Genomic DNA, 16,169 nt, shown 5'->3' on the forward strand with positions numbered 1-16,169 from the left:
TGCCTTTTGGGCACCTTTGTTATCCTTGTTTATCCATTTCAAGCATCCACTCAATGTACAATCCAAAACCTGTCATGGGATTATTTCCGGACACATGGGTAACACAACCAATAATTTTATCATCTTGAATAATCGGTGACCCACTCATCCCTTGAACAATACCATTTGCTTTGTTAATAACATTCTGATCAGTTACTTTAAATTCAATTCCCTTTTCTTTAACTGTATCTTGGTCATTTAACTTTGTAATTTCAATCTCACATTTTTGAATTTCTTGACCATTTAATACTGTTAAAAAATATGCTTTTCCTAATTTGATTTCATCAATATTTGCCGTTTCAAGCGCATCTCTTTTAGAAATATCATAATTATAAGTTCCATAAATACCGAATTGATTATGGCTGTTTATACTACCTATTTCAACATTAGAAATGTCTGCAATTTTATTACCAGAACTATTAGAAGTAGCTTTTTTTATACTAGTAACTTTACTTTCAAAAATATTACCAGATTGAATTAATTCACTACTACTAAGTTTAGTATCACTCATTGCATGTCCTAAAGCGCCAAAAGTATTACTCGCAGGGTTATAGAATGTTAAAGTTCCTACTCCACTAATGGCATCTTTTACATATAAGCCAGTAGAAAATTCATGATTTTCATAAACAACTTGTAAATTACGATGTAGTTTTTCGTCATTTCTGATTATAGTTAAATCATAATCAGTTTTTTCACTACCGCCATCTTTAATAATTTCAGTTAATTCATCAATACTAGCTACTTTTTGACCATTTATCTCAACAATCATGTCGCCAGCCTTAAAATCTTTTGCAAGTGGATCATAAGTTGTATTTCCTGCTTTAATCTTATATCCACCTGTTATTACAACACCTTGGTAATTTAAATCAATTCCAATTGAATCACCACCAGGTACTAAAGATATTGCATAAAGAGCAATTGGATTAATGATAATGGCTAAAACAACAGCTAAGGAAAGGATTAGCTTTTTAAAAAGCATAGAAACCTCCTTGTAACATTTGTTACAATCTAGTTTGGTCACTATGCTTATAATTATTCACAACTCATTTTTAATTTTTTAGCATGTTCAATTGATTCATTAGAAATATCTTTTCCAGAAATCAATTTTGCAATTTCCATAACACTATCATTTTCGTTTAACTCACGAATATGTACATTAGTATTATTTTCAATATTTGTTTTCTCAATCAAATAATGATTTTTAGCAAATGCAGCAACTTGTGCTAAGTGTGTGATACATAAAACTTGTCGATTTTTTGCAATCATTTTCATTTTAGCACCAATTGCTTCAGCAACTTTACCACTCACGCCAGTATCAGCTTCATCAAAAATAATTGTTTCAATTGAACTAGAAGACAATGATAATGTTTTAATTGCTAACATAATTCTTGACATTTCACCACCAGAAGCAACTTTATTTAATGGTTTTAAAGTTTGTCCAAGATTAGTTGCAATTAAAAATGTAACTATATCTTGACCATTTTTTTGTAAATCATTTGTTTTAAAATCAATTTCAAAACAAACTTTTTCAAGATATAAAGATTTTAATTGATTCATTACATTATCAGTAAATTCAACAGCTTTTTGCTTACGTAATTTTGTTATCTCATCAGCAAGAATATTTGCTTTATTTAATGTTTCATCTAATTGTTTTTTTAAATCATCGATATATGATTCACGATTAGTAAAAGCTAAAATCTTATTTTCTAAATCATTTTTAGCATTCATAATAGCATGAATTGATTGGCCATATTTACGCTTCAAACGATTTATTTTAAATAAAATATCTTGAATTTCATTTAAACGATATTCATCAAAATCACTGCTATTAAATTCACTAATTACTTCATTATCTAGATCAATTAAATTGTAATATAAATCATAGATTTTTTCATAAATCAGCTGATAGTCAGGTTGTTCGCTGAGATTTTCTAATTCATTTATAGCATTATTTAATAACGTTAATGCACCGCGCTCACCACTCATATATTGACGATAATTATTAATTGTTTCACTCGTTTTTTCATAATCTAATAATTGTTTTTTCTCTAGCTCAAGCTGTTCTTCATCTATCGATGTAAGATCAATACTATTGATTTCATCTAATTGACTTTGATAATATTCAAGCTGTTCATCACTTAATTCTTCATTAATCGTCTTTTGATAAGTTTGTAGTATTTCTTTGTATTCATGATAAATTAAGATATATTTTTGTTTTAAAGTATTAATTGGTGTTCCAATATAATTATCTAAAATATTTATATGATTATTACAATCAAATAAACTATGAGTTTCAAATTGAGAATGAATATCAATTAATTCACTCATAATAGATTGAAGAACTAGTTTAGAAACATTACGATAATTTATCTTGATAGTTGTTTTATTATCACGATTAAAAGATTTAGATACTACTAGTTTATCATCATATTCAATTCGATATTCCTTTAACTTATTTAAAACATCTGAATTATCATTAATCGTAAAAACTCCTTCAATAAAAGATTCATTACAACCACTTTTAATTAATGTTGTTTGGCTACGATTCCCCATTAATTGTCCTATCGCATCAATAATAATAGATTTCCCAGCTCCTGTTTCACCAGTTAAAACCGTCATATGATCATGGAAATTTACTTCTAAACGATCTATAATTGCAAAGTTTTCAATATAAATACTCTCTAACATATTATCACCTACCCTTTAAAACAATTATGTGCAGCTTCAACAACATTGTTAATATCAATCATAGTTTCTTTACCATTTTTAACAAATAATCCTAAAAACTCGATATTACCTTCTCCACCTGTAATTGGTGAATATGTAAGTTTTTCTAAAATAAACCCATCTTCTTTAGCAAATTCTATAACATTATTAATAACTCGATAATGTACATCTTTATCTTTTATAATTCCGTTCTTTCCAACATCCTCACGCCCAGCTTCAAACTGCGGTTTTATTAAAGCAACAACTTGATGATTATTGCTTAAAATATCTTTTAGAGCATTAAAAATATGTTTTAAAGAAATAAATGATACATCTATTGTAGCAAAGGAAGGTAAACCATACTCAAATAATTCCTTTGTTGCATAACGGAAATTTGTCTGCTCTTTTACAATAACGCGCGGGTCATTACGAAGCTTCCAAACCAGCTGATTAGTCCCCACATCAACTGCATATACCAATTTAGCACCATTTTGTAAAGCGCAATCTGTAAAACCACCAGTTGAACTTCCAATATCAACCATTATTTTATCATGTAATTCTAAAGAAAATTCATTTAACGCCCGTTCTAACTTCAATCCACCACGTGATACATAAGGCATAATATTTCCTTTAACATATAAATTTGAATCAATTGGAATTTTAGTTCCTGGCTTATCAATTCGATCATAATCATCATGAACGATTCCTGCCATAATAGCTCGTTTAGCTTTTTCGCGGGAATCAAAAAAGCCTTGCTCAACTAATAAAACATCAATTCTTTCTTTTTTCATCAATTATCTCCTTAACATTATGATAAAATGATTCCATATCCAAGCCTTCATCTTTTAAAATTTCTTCAATACTCCCTTGAACCGAAAAGTGATCATCTACTCCAAAACTATAAATTTTTTTCAATATCCCTTTTTGACTATAATAATACGCAATATTACTTGCTAAAGAATTTATTTTCAACTCTGTTTCATAAACAATTAGAGGTTTATCATCAACTAATTGCTCAAGCATCTCAAGATCCATTGGTTTTATAAACAAAGCATCCACTAATCTAATTTTAATATCTTTGTCAGTAAAATAATCTCTAATCATATTTACATTTTGTCCATAACAAATAATTGTTACATCATAGTTTTCAATATTTTCAATTGACCATTTACCAATTGATAACAGTTCATTAAATCCAACATTATCATCTTTAATATTACCGCGAGGAATTCTTAAAATGTAAGGATGATCATTATTTACCAAATATGTATTTATAAATCTTTTAGCATCTGTTGCATTACTTGGAGTACAAATAATAACATTAGGCAAAGGATTTAAAAAACCCATGTCAAATACTCCATGATGAGTAGGACCATCAGCACCAACAAACCCACAACGATCCACACAAATCAAACATCCAAGATCCATCCTTGCAATATCATGATTAACCTGGTCATAAGCTCGTTGTAAAAAAGATGAATACACAGAGATAAATGGTTTCTTATTTGCAACTGCTAACCCAGCTGTAAAAGTAAGTGCATGTTCTTCAGCGATTCCAACATCAAAGCTACGCTTAGGATAATGTTTGAAAATATCATCCATTGCTGAGCCATGTATCATCGCAGGGGTAATTGCAACAATATCTTCATCCTTAGCCATATTCTTTTCAACATGATCAGCAACTAATTTAGACCAGCTGATTTTATCTTTAGGCTCAGGGTTTTTTATTGTTCCATCATTTACGTTAAATGGTGCTATTCCATGCCACTTACCAGCATAATCATTTTCAGCATATCGGTAACCTCGCCCTTTTTTTGTGACTACATGAACAACAACACTTGTTTTGGATACTTTAGCTAAATTTAAAACCCTAATTAAATCATCTAAATCATGACCATTAACCGGTCCTAAATAATCAACACCAAAATCCTCAAATATCGTATCATCGATCAAACCATGCTTAACAAAATCTTTAACTCGCTTAGAAACATTAAAAATCATTTTACCTATTTTATTTTTTGAAGTAATATTTCGATAATCCTGCTTTAGATTATTATATGTTCCACTAAGTCTAATCGAAGACAAAAAATCACCAAATCCACCAACACTTTTACCAATGGCCATTTGATTATCATTTAAAATAATAATAACTTTATTATTAATCGAACCTAAATGATTTAAAGCTTCTAAACACTCTCCGCCAACCATTGCAGCATCTCCAACTACAGGAATTACATTAAAATCTTGATTATCCAAATCTCGAGCAATTGCCATTGCTACAGCTCCACTTAATGCAGTTGAAGAATGTCCTGCTTCCCATACATCATGTGGACTTTCACAACGTTTTTGGAAGCCGGATAACCCTTGATATTTACGTAGTGTTTTAAATTGATTCGCCCTTCCTGTAAGTATTTTATGAACATATGATTGATGTCCAACATCAAATAATATTTTATCTTTAGGCGAATTGAAAACATAATGTAATGCAATTGTCAATTCAACAACACCAAGATTACTTGAAAGATGCCCACCTGTTTTTGAAATGTTATTAATTAAAAAATAACGGATATCTTGGGCTAATTGATTCAATTGTCTAATATCCAGCTCTTTTAAAAAAGAGGGATCTTTAATTTTATTTAGATCCATTATTTCACTCTTTTCTTTAATTTTTCCATTATTTCTAAAATTAATTCGTGATTAATTTTTAATTTATATAAAAGTTCTGTCGCCTCATTAAAATATTGATCCACTATTATTTGCGATTCATTAACTCCCATTAAAGAAGCATACGTAGATTTATGATTTTCCAAATCACTACCTATATTTTTACCTAAAACAGCACTGTTACCAGTAACGTCAAGAATATCATCTTGAATTTGAAAAGCTAAACCAATCTTATATCCAATTTCTTGCCAAATTGGCATATCTTTAAGATTACCAATCACTGCTCCCATTTTCATTGCCGCACTAATTAAATCACCTGTTTTATGATGATGAATTAAATCTAATTGTTGGCGATTGGCTTTTTTACTTTCAAACTCCATATCCAAGACCTGTCCTAAAATCATGCCATTAACTCCACTTGCCTGATATAGCACCTCTAATAAAGATATTTTTAAATCATTATTATAGTTCGCTTTTAAAATAACATTAACTGCTTCATTTAAAAGACCATCACCTGCTAAAATAGCAGTAGCTTCATCAAATTTTTTATGACAAGTGGGTTTACCACGCCTTAAATCATCATTATCCATACCTGGTAAATCATCATGAATCAATGAATAAGTATGGATCATTTCAATAGCACAAGCAGCATCTAAATAATCATGATAGTCAATACCATAACTGCGTATTACCTGTAGCAGCATTATAGGCCGAATTCTTTTACCTCCAGCCATTAATGAATATTTAATAGCATCTTTAACAACAGAATCTTGATAATTACCAACTATTTGTAATAATCTACTATTTACCTCATCAATCAATTTTTCCATATTATTCCTCAATCTTTAAATCTTCAAGTTTTCCATCTACTAATATTTTCGCTACCTTATTTTCAATCCCTGCTAATTTATCACTACATATTTTAGATAATTTAATTCCTTCTTGAAAAAGATCAACACTTTTTTCTAGAGAAGTTTGACTATCTTCTAATATTTTAATAATTTCTTCTAGTCGATTCATTGCTTCTTCAAATGTAATATTGTCCATAATATTCCTCTATTCAATAATAGCCTTTTGACTACCATCTTTCATTTTAATTTCAATTTTATCACCCGATTTAAGTTCATCAGCCAAGGATATGACTTTTTCATCTTTCAATATAATCGCATATCCTCTTTCAAGTGTAGTTAAGGGAGATAAAGTATTAAGTTTTGATACCAAATAATAAAATCTTTCTTGTTCATATTTCATTTTTTGTTTCATAAGCTGTTCCATTGACTGATTAATCAAGTTTAAATGATTATTTTGATTTATTGTAAAAAGATTAGCTTGATGATTAAATGTTTGTATTAGATGTTTTACTTTATTACTCTGGTTACTTAAATTGTATGTAAAAATATCATTCAATCGATCATATAAATAATCTACTTTAGCCTTCTTATCCTCAAATAACTTATCAGGATTTCTAAATAAATAAAATGATCTAATTTTTGTAAACGACTGTTTATTTAATGCTATTCTTTGTTTCATCAAAGTATTCAATTTATATTGAAGATTATTTACACTTTGCTGTAATTCAATTAAATCTGGAGTTGCTTTAATTGCTGCAGCGGTTGGAGTGGCAGCTCGATAATCAGCAACAAAATCACAAATTGTAAAATCAACCTCATGACCAACACCGCTAATAATAGGTGTTTTACAGTTGTATATTGCTCGAGCTAATCCTTCTTCATTAAAATTCCATAAATCCTCTAAAGATCCGCCACCACGAGCAATAATAATAGTACTAAATCCTAATGTATCTACATAATTTAAAGTTCTAATTATCTGAAGATACGCATCTTTACCTTGAACAGGAATAGGAAAAACAATTACTCGAACAACTGGAAACCTCAAATTGATCGTTCTTACAATATCAGCAAGTGCTGCACTAGGATATGCTGACAATACAGCAATTTTACCAGGAAACTTAGGAATAGTAATTTTTCTATCTAAATCAAATAGCCCTTCTAAAGAAAGCTGCTTTTTTAATTGTTCATACCGTAAAAACAGATTTCCTAAACCATCTTGTTCGATACTATCAACATATAATTGATATGTACCAGCTACATCATATACTGAAACACTAGCCTGGATTAAAACTTTCATACCATTTTCTAACTTAAATAGCATCTTTCTTGCTTTTGAAGAAAACATAACTGCATTAATTCTTGATTGTTCATCTTTTAACGTAAAATAAAGATGTCCCGAACTATGATGTTTAAAATTAGAAATTTCACCTTTAATTAAAATTTTTTGTAACTGTGTATCTGCATCAATTTTTGCTTTCAAATATCGATTTAATGCACTAACTGTTAAATATTTCTTTTCCATCACTTTATCTTATTTAATAATCCATTAATAAATTTATAAGAATCTTCATCACAGTATTTTTTTGAAAGTTCTACTGCTTCGTTGATAATAACTTCTTTACCTTGCTCAGTCTCTAATAATTCATAACAACCAACTAAAAGAATTGCTAATTCCATTTTTGATAATCTTTCAATTGACCATCCAGATCTTAAATACTTTGCCACTTCTGCTTTATATTTTTCTATTTGGCCAGCAATACTCATGATTAACATAAAACAATAATCATAATCATCCTTATTATTAGCAAGTTCTTTATCACTATTTAAATATTCATGTACTTCTTCTTCATTTATATCAACAAGTAATTTTTGATAAATCGCAATAACTGCTTTTTCTCTAATTAATTTTTTTCTATACTTTTTCATTTAAACCGTCCTTCCAAAATATCTAACCTGATTTTACCATATTTGACCTTTAAAATAAACGAATTAGAAAATAAAAAGATTATCTTTTGATAATCTTTAAAAATTAATACCCTTTACTTCAATATTGACCTTAATATTTTTAATCCCTGTCATTTCAAAACAACTTTGTGAAATTTTATTTTGCAATGCACTTGTTATAGTTGTTACATTCAATCCATAATCAATTAAAATAGCGATATCAACAATAACTTGATTATTTTTATTAAGCCGAATAGTTACTGGATCACTCCCTGGCATAGGTAACATATTACCTTCAAATTGTACTCCATCCATTGATTCTACCGCTTTAACAACAATTGATTGAAAAACACTTAAACCAATATTTAAAATACCTAAATTTGTTTCTTTTTCTACTGCATAATATTCCTGACTCATATCAAATACTCCTTTATATACACTTATTGTATATAAAATCAAGATAAAATTCAAGCCTCACTAATAAACTTAACTTCAACTTGATATTCATTTTTAGTTTTATCCATAATTGCTTTAATTATACTATTTGCATCATTGCTACTACCATTTTTTTTATCAACGATTACTTTAATTGTTTTGTTTTCAACCTCCACAAAGGCATTCTTAAAACCAGCATCATTAACAATTTTAGTGATTTTTGCTTCTAACGCTGCTGTTTCTTTCGCTTCGCTGATAGTAGCTAAAGCAGATGCTATTTTATCACTATCGCTTTCACTAGAAGCAATAATTGCGTTATTTTCACTTATCAAGTCTTCTCTTTCTTTATCTAAATTCTTTTGTAATGCCTCAATTTGTGATACCTCTTGATTATTCACCGCTACTTCATTAGCAGTATTTTCAGGAGGTAAAAGAATATAATAAATTGAAAGTACTAAAATTAGACTAAATAAGGTTAAAAAAGTAATTGCTTGTCTATTCATATTTTTTCTCCTTTATCAACTACTTTATTATATGCAACAAGAAAAAAAGTATGAAAAAAACACTAGTTTAAAACTAGTGTTATGCTCTACCTTGATATTTACCATCAACAGTATTTACTATTACCATTTCTCCTTCAGAGATAAACAATGGCACTTTAATTTGAAACCCAGTTTCGATAACAGCGTTTTTAGTAGCTCCAGTTGCAGTATCACCTTTAACTGCTGGTTCTGTTTCAATAATTTTAAAAGGAACATTAATAGGTAAAGAAATACCTAATACTTCTCCATCGTAACTAGTTACTTCAACCTCATCACTTTCTTTTAAGAAATTCATTTCCCATTCAAGGTTATCAGCAGGAATTTCAATTTGCTCATAAGTTTCATTATCCATAAAAACTAATGCTTCTCCAGAATTATAAAGATATTGCATTTTATTTTTATCAATATGAGCTTTTTTTACTTTATCATTTCCACCAAAAGTAACTTCAGTAGTTGCACCAGATCTCATGTTTTTCATTTTAATTCTAATATTTGCAGCAGCACGTGCTGTTTTATTATGTGAATAATCTAATACAACATATAAGTTACCTTCATACTCAAAAGTAATTCCTGGTCTTAAATCTCCAACACTAATCATTTTAAAATCTCCTTATTTGTAATTTACGTTGTGATTATATCAAAAATCATTGATAAAGTGAAGCAGTTTTACTAATTATTGATATTCAAATGAAGATATAACTAAAGTATCAATATTAATTTTTAAATTAAAACTATATTCTTTTTCTTTTTCTCTAACTATTGTTACAATATAATAAGAATCCCCTAAATCATCTACAGTGTATTCAATTATATAATCCTGAACAGTAATAATATCACTAATTAAAACTTCATTTAAAATCATCTCCTTATAATACCTTAGAATAGTTAATTCAATCAATCTATTTTCATTTATTTCTTTTACTCTATTTATTGCTTTACTATTATTGACAATACTAGAAAAAAATACCCCAATATTTAATACTAACACCAAAAAAATAATTAAAACTAGTTGCAAGATTGACCCTTGAGTTTTATTCAATTTGTTCATTATTTTCATTTGTCTTTTCATAATTTGTAGCAATTAAATAATGAAAATCCTTTTTACCATTATTTAATTGCATATATATTTTTTCATTATCTGAATAGAAATTCAAACTCTTAACATCCCTGATAATAATATCAAATCCTGGTTCTTTAACAACTCTATTATTATGTAATGTAATAGTATATAATTGCTCTTTTTCATCTTTAAATGATAAAGTATCGCTGACAACAATATCTTTTGAAGTATATAAGATTTTTGCTAACTGTTTTGCACCAATTGCATAATTACTAGAATTAGTAGTTATTTTATCTTTATAGGCAACTGTTTTAATAATTGGTAATACATTTAAAACAATCAATAAACATATTGATAATGAAAATAATACTTCAATTAGTGTAAAACCTCGTTTATTGATGTAAACAAATCGTTTGTCTGCCATAGGTATAACTCCTTATTATTTTGAGATTCAATATATTTTTCATAATCCTTATTATCTTCTTGATAATATCTTAATCCATTCGCATAGCCACTAAAAATCACAACTACAATAGTAATAAAAACACTAAATGCAAACAAACTTTCTATAAGTGTCATTCCTTTATTCTTTAACATAAAAAACCCCGCTTCCAACATTAAATATAATACTTCTACATTCTTTTTGATTACAAATATTCAAATGATTCCCACTATTAACATTACCATTTTTATTAAAATAAAGCTCAAAACTATTTTGAAAATGGTAATTATTATTAAGTCTAACAATAAATTCCTTTTGATAGTTATAACTAATTTGATCAATATCAATTAAAATATCTACTTGCTCATGATTTAATAATGCTTTTGTCTTTGCTTCTTCCAATAAATCAATAACTTTAGTGCATTGTTGATCAATTGATACTTGTGGTGGTGATGAGATTGCAAAACTAAGAGTAAATAAATTAAGAACTATAATAATACTAATAGTAAAAATAACTTCAACTAGAGTAAATCCCTGATTACTTTGCATAAGCTTGCCCATCACTAATTGAAATTGTCAACCCGCTGGGACAAGTAACTTGTTTTTCAGTTAAATATGGATGTTCACCAGAAGTTAGATCTGAAATACTAGTTGGTAAATGTCCATTTTCAATTTCATATAAAACAATTTGAGAATTAACTACTTCAACTTGAGCATCACAGCTCTTTTCTTTGACAACCCTATTTTTACTAGTAACATTAGGTATTACTAATAATAAAATAATTAAGATAACAGATATACAAAAAATCATTTCAATAAGTGTGAATCCTCTACGCTTCATTTCTTCTCCTCCTTATAAAGTACTAATCACAGACATCATTGGAATAACAATAGAAATATAGACTAAAATAACAAATCCAGCAGTAAAACAATAAACAAACGGAACAATGAATTTTATTACTTGAATCACCTTAAAATGCAAGGTATCTAAAGAAACTTTTAAATAGTTATCAAGAGATTTATCACTACGATTATCATGTAATAATAATTTAAAAAAAGTGATAAATAAGGGTTCAAAATAATCAAACTGTGAAATTATATCCTCTAATGACTCTCCTAACAAAATTTTTCGATATATTTCATATATCAACATTTTAATATCACTATCATCAATTTGTTGATAAAGCATAATTATTATATCTGTAGAATCATATCCATTAATTAACAATTCATTATAATACAAAGCAAACTTAATTGAATAATACTTTTGAATCATTCTTTTGAGTATCCAAATATGTTTTACTAAAAAATCAATTAATTGAAAATATTGTTTTTTTATTGCATATAGAGAAACAAAACAGATTGTTCCAAAACAAAAAAGTATAATTATTACTAAGATAGGAATGACTGTAAATAATTTAAACATGAACTTTGTAACTAAATCTGGTTTGATAGTAAACTCCGTAAAAAGCTGCATTATTGATGGCAATAGAGCATAAACAATAAATAGTGAAAACATAATTAAAAAAATTACTAGTAAAGTTGGATAGGTTAATTCTTTTTTTAATTTATTTAAAGTAGTATCTTTTGATTTACAAATTTCTAAACTCTGAATAATAGCTTTAGAAAGATTGTTTTTAATTCTAAAAAACTTAAAATACTCAATAAATGTATGATCAAAGTCCTCTTTTATAATTGCCTCATCTAATGTAAAACCTTTATTTAATTTTTCTTTAATACCTTTCACCTTACTAGTACTAAAAATAAATTCACTTATTTCTAAAACATCTTGAATTAAATACCCCTGTTGTAAAAAGTGAGCTAGACTTTCTAAAAAACGATAATCCTCATTCATAAAAAATTCCTGCTACCTGTTGATAATTAACAATATTGTTCTCTAATAAATATCTAGCATTATCTTTAAAAGTTATATAATTTACTGTTTGTTCATTAAAAAAAGTATTTATCCTATTTTTATCTACGTATTCAGGCAAAATGAGCGGAGTATGCTTCTCTTTGTGATAAAGCATTTTTTGAGATAAGACCCCAATTAAAACATCCTCAACATCAATCTTTAATACGCCAAGATTTAAAAGTCTTCTAATCGTAGTTAAACAATTACTAGAATGAATAGTAGTTAAAACAAGATGCCCAGTTAAAGCACATGTGACTGCCAATCTTGCTGTTTGTTCATCACGTATTTCGCCTATCATAATTATATCTGGATCATGACGTAGTATTTGCTTTAGAGAATTACTATACGTTATTCCTAATTTTTCATTAATTTGTATTTGAAGACAATAGGATTTTTTGATCTCGATTGGCTCTTCTAAAGTTACGATATTTTTTTGATATCGCATGTTGATAGTATCCAACAATGTATAAAGAGTTGTAGATTTACCTGATCCTGTTGCTCCACTAACAATGAATAATCCTGAATCAAGTTTAACGATCTGTTCTAAAAAATCTCTTGTATCTTTAAAAATAGTGAGCTCATCTATTGATAATTGATGATGATTATTTAGTATTCTTACAACAATACTATCAACGTCTTTACCAGGCAGACTTGAAATACGAAGATAATAAATCTTACTTTCATATGTATAGTTAATATGTCCTGTTTGAGGTTTTAATTGAAAATTAACATCAATATTTGATTTAAAACGAATATAGTTCATTAATTTGATTCCTATTCTATATTCTAGTGTATTATAAAGTACCAAATCACCATGCTGACGAAATGAAACAGTACACTGTTGTTTTAATAATAAATGAATATCTGATGTTTTATAATCTATAGCATGGTTAATTATTTTTTCAAATAGGTCATTCATAAAATATCCTCCTATTATCTTTTACGATATTAAAAGTAAAATTACTTTTAATATTTATAAATAGATTAAATAGAGTAGAGAAATAAATCTAGCGATTTATTGCCTCTACCATTGACCCGTACATACGAGTCTTGTATACGGCATGCTTCCTTTTCATTAGCTTCTTTATCTTCGCATTGTGGTTCACTACACTTGGCAGTAAATACCCGTGGCTGGACTCTCACCAACTAGATGTATGCCATGCCCAGCACACTTGAAAAAGGTTAAGACATGACTTGTCTTAACCTAACTTATACCAAATAAATTTCTCAATCTAATAGTTTTATAAATACGGATTGTATAATAATTCATCTTTTAAAGTTGTACTTGGTCCATGCCCCGGATAAACTACAGCATCAAAATCAAATTCCTTAATTTTGCCTAATGACATATCTGTATCATGCTTAGATGAATTAGGAAAATCAAATCTACCAATTGACCCCTTAAATAATACATCCCCAGAAAAAATAATACTCTCTTTAGGTAAATATATCATGGATGAACCAGGGCAATGTCCTGGCATGTGTAACCAAATTATCTCAAAATTACTGATTTTCATTTTTTCATCACTGACTAATACAGGTGCTTTAATGACAAAAGGTTTTTCAAAAATCGATAAATTAGATTTAGAATCTTGTAATAAATCTAAATCTTCTTGATGAATATATATTGGGCAATGATAATGTTCATATAAATAATCTACTGCCCCAATATGATCAAAATGTCCATGTGTTAATAAAACCGCATCTAAAACTAACTCATTTTCGTTTAAATAATTATTTATCTTTTTCCCATTAGCTCCAGGGTCAACTATAAAACAATGCTTATCATTGCCACTAACAACATAACAATTAGTTTGCATATCGCCCAATAATAATGTTTTTACCTTCATTATATTTTACCTGGTATATTGTAATTAACTCATTTATCAGTCATATACAAATATACCTTCTCCTTTCTGTCTTATTAATTCGTGGTTAATTACGACTTTGTAATTCTTTAAAATTGAAATATATGAATATGGATTTGTATTTTTACCCTGTAGCTTTGACTACTTTTAGGAAGACCGCCCTACCCCTTGTTTCTAAACAATGATTAGTTAGATGTGTCTTGAATTCGTATATGCACCAGGTTTTGTGAAATAAGAATGGCTTTGATATCTTAATCAATACACTTAATCATTTTCCTAAGAATACTATCTTAATTGGTATCGAGGATACCAATTATTATCATTTTGCTTTATTAAAATATCTTTTAGAGAAAGAATATACTGTAGCTCTTATTAATCCAAATACAACCAATCTGACTAGAAAGTTACAAGAATGATATTACTACTGGATACTTTAACTATTTGTGATGTTCTAGGCGCTTCGCCACATAAGAAAAACTATCGTATTACTAAAGTTAAAAGTTTTAATCTTTATGAACAAATACATCTTACCAGACATCATCATCTAAAAAAGAAAAGAACATATATTCTAACAGATTACAAAAATGTATAGATCTTATTTTTCTTGAATTCAATAATCTATTTAAGTCTAAACATGGCACAGTCTATCAAAATGTTTCGAAAACATCTCCAATGCTGAACAAATCACTAATGCAAATATGAAAAGCATTTGTAAGTATTTTGACATCAAATGTAAAGAAAATCGTATATCTTTAATCCCTAAACAGCTTAAACAAGCTGCTAGGAAATCTATAGCTGAAGAATATAAATAAAACACTTGATAGCTTAAATAGAACTAATTAATGTACAGTTAACTGAAATAAGCAAAAACAGAAGAATTCTCAGTTCAAACAACTTTCCTATAATTTCCATACCAGGAATTTCACACTTATTCTAAGCCATCTCAAATCATAAAATTTGCAGGTGTAACACCTTCACACTATGAGTCAAGTTAATGCTCAACATACTGCTATAACAAAGAAAAGTTCAAAGTATCTAAGAAAGACTTTATATCAGATAATACTCTCTATTATAAAAAAACAACAAAGTTTTTAAGGAATATTATCAGCTTAAGATTTCTTAATGTAAGGATCATAGCTGTACACAAGATCATTATATTAGAAAACTTCTTAGAATTATTTATCATTTACTAAGTACTAAAAAACAGTTTGATCCACTACTATTAAGATAATCAATTATTTAAAAAATGTCTTCAGCAGGTAGTTCTCATCATGTCTAAAAATACATATATATTCATATTTTCAAAGAACTCTAATTAACTAAAATATAAAAAAATTAGATATTTTCAAACTTTTTCATCAAAAAGACACGTATTTTATATAGTTAGCTCCTATAAAGAAAAAAAGCCGTTAGGCTTATTTCTTTTCTTTATGTGCAGTTTTTTTATTACATCTTGGACAGTATTTATTTACTTCCATTCTATCTGGATGATTTCTTTTATTTTTTGTATTAATGTAATTTTCTTCACCGCATTCAGTACATTTAAGAATGATATTTTCTCTCATTACTTACACCTCCATTTGTAAACTTCCGTTAAATATATTAACACAGTATCTGCTTAATTACTAGTGTTTTTTAATTTAAACCGTACTTTTCTACATATTTATCAACGATCTGTTGAGAAATATATGGTGCTGAACTTG

At 27.9% G+C, this 16,169-nt stretch carries 22 protein-coding genes; 2 read left to right on the forward strand and 20 right to left on the reverse strand.

Going from position 1 to position 16,169, the window contains the following annotated elements:
- Positions 1-19: 19 nt before the first annotated feature.
- From ACLR9T_RS04230 to ACLR9T_RS04320, 19 genes are all read right to left on the reverse strand, one after another.
- Positions 20-1,018, reverse strand: coding sequence for a SpoIVB peptidase S55 domain-containing protein (locus tag ACLR9T_RS04230; protein WP_413108286.1), 999 nt, complete (start codon positions 1,016-1,018; stop codon positions 20-22).
- A 53-nt stretch (positions 1,019-1,071) separates the two neighbouring features.
- On the reverse strand, positions 1,072-2,727 hold the full coding sequence (gene recN / locus ACLR9T_RS04235; protein ID WP_413108287.1) for a DNA repair protein RecN: 1,656 nt from the start codon (positions 2,725-2,727) through the stop codon (positions 1,072-1,074).
- Positions 2,728-2,735: 8 nt separating this feature from the next.
- The gene (locus tag ACLR9T_RS04240; protein WP_413108288.1) at positions 2,736-3,536 is read right to left on the reverse strand and encodes a TlyA family RNA methyltransferase; all 801 of its coding nucleotides are present in this window, start codon (positions 3,534-3,536) and stop codon (positions 2,736-2,738) included.
- On the reverse strand, positions 3,517-5,391 hold the full coding sequence (gene dxs, locus ACLR9T_RS04245; protein ID WP_413108289.1) for a 1-deoxy-D-xylulose-5-phosphate synthase: 1,875 nt from the start codon (positions 5,389-5,391) through the stop codon (positions 3,517-3,519). The genes ACLR9T_RS04240 and dxs overlap by 20 nt, the downstream gene beginning before the upstream one ends.
- On the reverse strand, positions 5,391-6,239 hold the full coding sequence (locus tag ACLR9T_RS04250) for a polyprenyl synthetase family protein (protein WP_413108290.1): 849 nt from the start codon (positions 6,237-6,239) through the stop codon (positions 5,391-5,393). The genes dxs and ACLR9T_RS04250 overlap by 1 nt, the downstream gene beginning before the upstream one ends.
- 1 nt (position 6,240) lies before the next feature.
- Entirely contained in the window at positions 6,241-6,456 is a 216-nt protein-coding gene (gene xseB / locus ACLR9T_RS04255) for an exodeoxyribonuclease VII small subunit (RefSeq protein WP_413108291.1), read from the reverse strand.
- A 9-nt stretch (positions 6,457-6,465) separates the two neighbouring features.
- Positions 6,466-7,782: an exodeoxyribonuclease VII large subunit gene (xseA, locus tag ACLR9T_RS04260; RefSeq protein WP_413108292.1), complete on the reverse strand. Its 1,317-nt coding sequence runs from the start codon at positions 7,780-7,782 to the stop codon at positions 6,466-6,468.
- Positions 7,782-8,186: a transcription antitermination factor NusB gene (nusB, locus tag ACLR9T_RS04265; protein WP_413108293.1), complete on the reverse strand. Its 405-nt coding sequence runs from the start codon at positions 8,184-8,186 to the stop codon at positions 7,782-7,784. The genes xseA and nusB overlap by 1 nt, the downstream gene beginning before the upstream one ends.
- A gap of 96 nt (positions 8,187-8,282) precedes the next feature.
- Positions 8,283-8,621 carry an Asp23/Gls24 family envelope stress response protein gene (locus ACLR9T_RS04270; protein ID WP_413108294.1) on the reverse strand — a complete coding sequence of 113 codons (339 nt, stop codon included), beginning with the start codon at positions 8,619-8,621 and terminating at the stop codon, positions 8,283-8,285.
- 50 nt (positions 8,622-8,671) lie between these two features.
- A complete protein-coding gene (locus tag ACLR9T_RS04275; protein ID WP_413108295.1) occupies positions 8,672-9,142 on the reverse strand; it encodes a SpoIIIAH-like family protein in 471 nt (156 codons plus the stop codon).
- A 79-nt stretch (positions 9,143-9,221) separates the two neighbouring features.
- On the reverse strand, positions 9,222-9,779 hold the full coding sequence (gene efp / locus ACLR9T_RS04280; protein ID WP_413108296.1) for an elongation factor P: 558 nt from the start codon (positions 9,777-9,779) through the stop codon (positions 9,222-9,224).
- Between the two features lie 75 nt (positions 9,780-9,854).
- Positions 9,855-10,229 carry a hypothetical protein gene (locus ACLR9T_RS04285; protein ID WP_413108297.1) on the reverse strand — a complete coding sequence of 125 codons (375 nt, stop codon included), beginning with the start codon at positions 10,227-10,229 and terminating at the stop codon, positions 9,855-9,857.
- On the reverse strand, positions 10,213-10,665 hold the full coding sequence (locus ACLR9T_RS04290) for a prepilin-type N-terminal cleavage/methylation domain-containing protein (protein ID WP_413108298.1): 453 nt from the start codon (positions 10,663-10,665) through the stop codon (positions 10,213-10,215). Before ACLR9T_RS04290 ends, ACLR9T_RS04285 begins: the two co-directional genes overlap by 17 nt.
- Positions 10,617-10,838, reverse strand: a complete 222-nt coding sequence (locus ACLR9T_RS04295; RefSeq protein WP_413108299.1) for a hypothetical protein — start codon at positions 10,836-10,838, stop codon at positions 10,617-10,619. The genes ACLR9T_RS04290 and ACLR9T_RS04295 overlap by 49 nt, the downstream gene beginning before the upstream one ends.
- Positions 10,825-11,244 carry a prepilin-type N-terminal cleavage/methylation domain-containing protein gene (locus ACLR9T_RS04300; RefSeq protein WP_413108300.1) on the reverse strand — a complete coding sequence of 140 codons (420 nt, stop codon included), beginning with the start codon at positions 11,242-11,244 and terminating at the stop codon, positions 10,825-10,827. The genes ACLR9T_RS04295 and ACLR9T_RS04300 overlap by 14 nt, the downstream gene beginning before the upstream one ends.
- Positions 11,222-11,524, reverse strand: a complete 303-nt coding sequence (comGC, locus tag ACLR9T_RS04305) for a competence type IV pilus major pilin ComGC (RefSeq protein ID WP_413108301.1) — start codon at positions 11,522-11,524, stop codon at positions 11,222-11,224. Before comGC ends, ACLR9T_RS04300 begins: the two co-directional genes overlap by 23 nt.
- A gap of 12 nt (positions 11,525-11,536) precedes the next feature.
- Entirely contained in the window at positions 11,537-12,538 is a 1,002-nt protein-coding gene (locus ACLR9T_RS04310; protein ID WP_413108302.1) for a hypothetical protein, read from the reverse strand.
- A complete protein-coding gene (locus ACLR9T_RS04315; RefSeq protein WP_413108303.1) occupies positions 12,531-13,517 on the reverse strand; it encodes an ATPase, T2SS/T4P/T4SS family in 987 nt (328 codons plus the stop codon). Before ACLR9T_RS04315 ends, ACLR9T_RS04310 begins: the two co-directional genes overlap by 8 nt.
- A gap of 322 nt (positions 13,518-13,839) precedes the next feature.
- A complete protein-coding gene (locus tag ACLR9T_RS04320) occupies positions 13,840-14,448 on the reverse strand; it encodes an MBL fold metallo-hydrolase (protein ID WP_413108304.1) in 609 nt (202 codons plus the stop codon).
- 311 nt (positions 14,449-14,759) lie between these two features.
- Between ACLR9T_RS04320 and ACLR9T_RS04325 the strand changes: the two genes are divergently transcribed.
- Entirely contained in the window at positions 14,760-14,882 is a 123-nt protein-coding gene (locus ACLR9T_RS04325; RefSeq protein WP_413108307.1) for a hypothetical protein, read from the forward strand.
- Positions 14,879-15,058 (forward strand): hypothetical protein, encoded by a 180-nt coding sequence (locus ACLR9T_RS04330; protein ID WP_413108305.1) that lies wholly within the window; start codon positions 14,879-14,881, stop codon positions 15,056-15,058. Before ACLR9T_RS04325 ends, ACLR9T_RS04330 begins: the two co-directional genes overlap by 4 nt.
- A gap of 823 nt (positions 15,059-15,881) precedes the next feature.
- On the opposite strand, the gene rpmG is transcribed toward ACLR9T_RS04330, so the two are convergent.
- Positions 15,882-16,031 carry a 50S ribosomal protein L33 gene (rpmG, locus tag ACLR9T_RS04335; protein WP_413108306.1) on the reverse strand — a complete coding sequence of 50 codons (150 nt, stop codon included), beginning with the start codon at positions 16,029-16,031 and terminating at the stop codon, positions 15,882-15,884.
- Between the last annotated feature and the right edge of the window lie 138 nt (positions 16,032-16,169).

It is taken from the genome of Thomasclavelia sp. (genome assembly GCF_047249845.1).
In the GTDB taxonomy this organism is placed as follows: domain Bacteria; phylum Bacillota_I; class Bacilli_A; order Erysipelotrichales; family Coprobacillaceae; genus Thomasclavelia.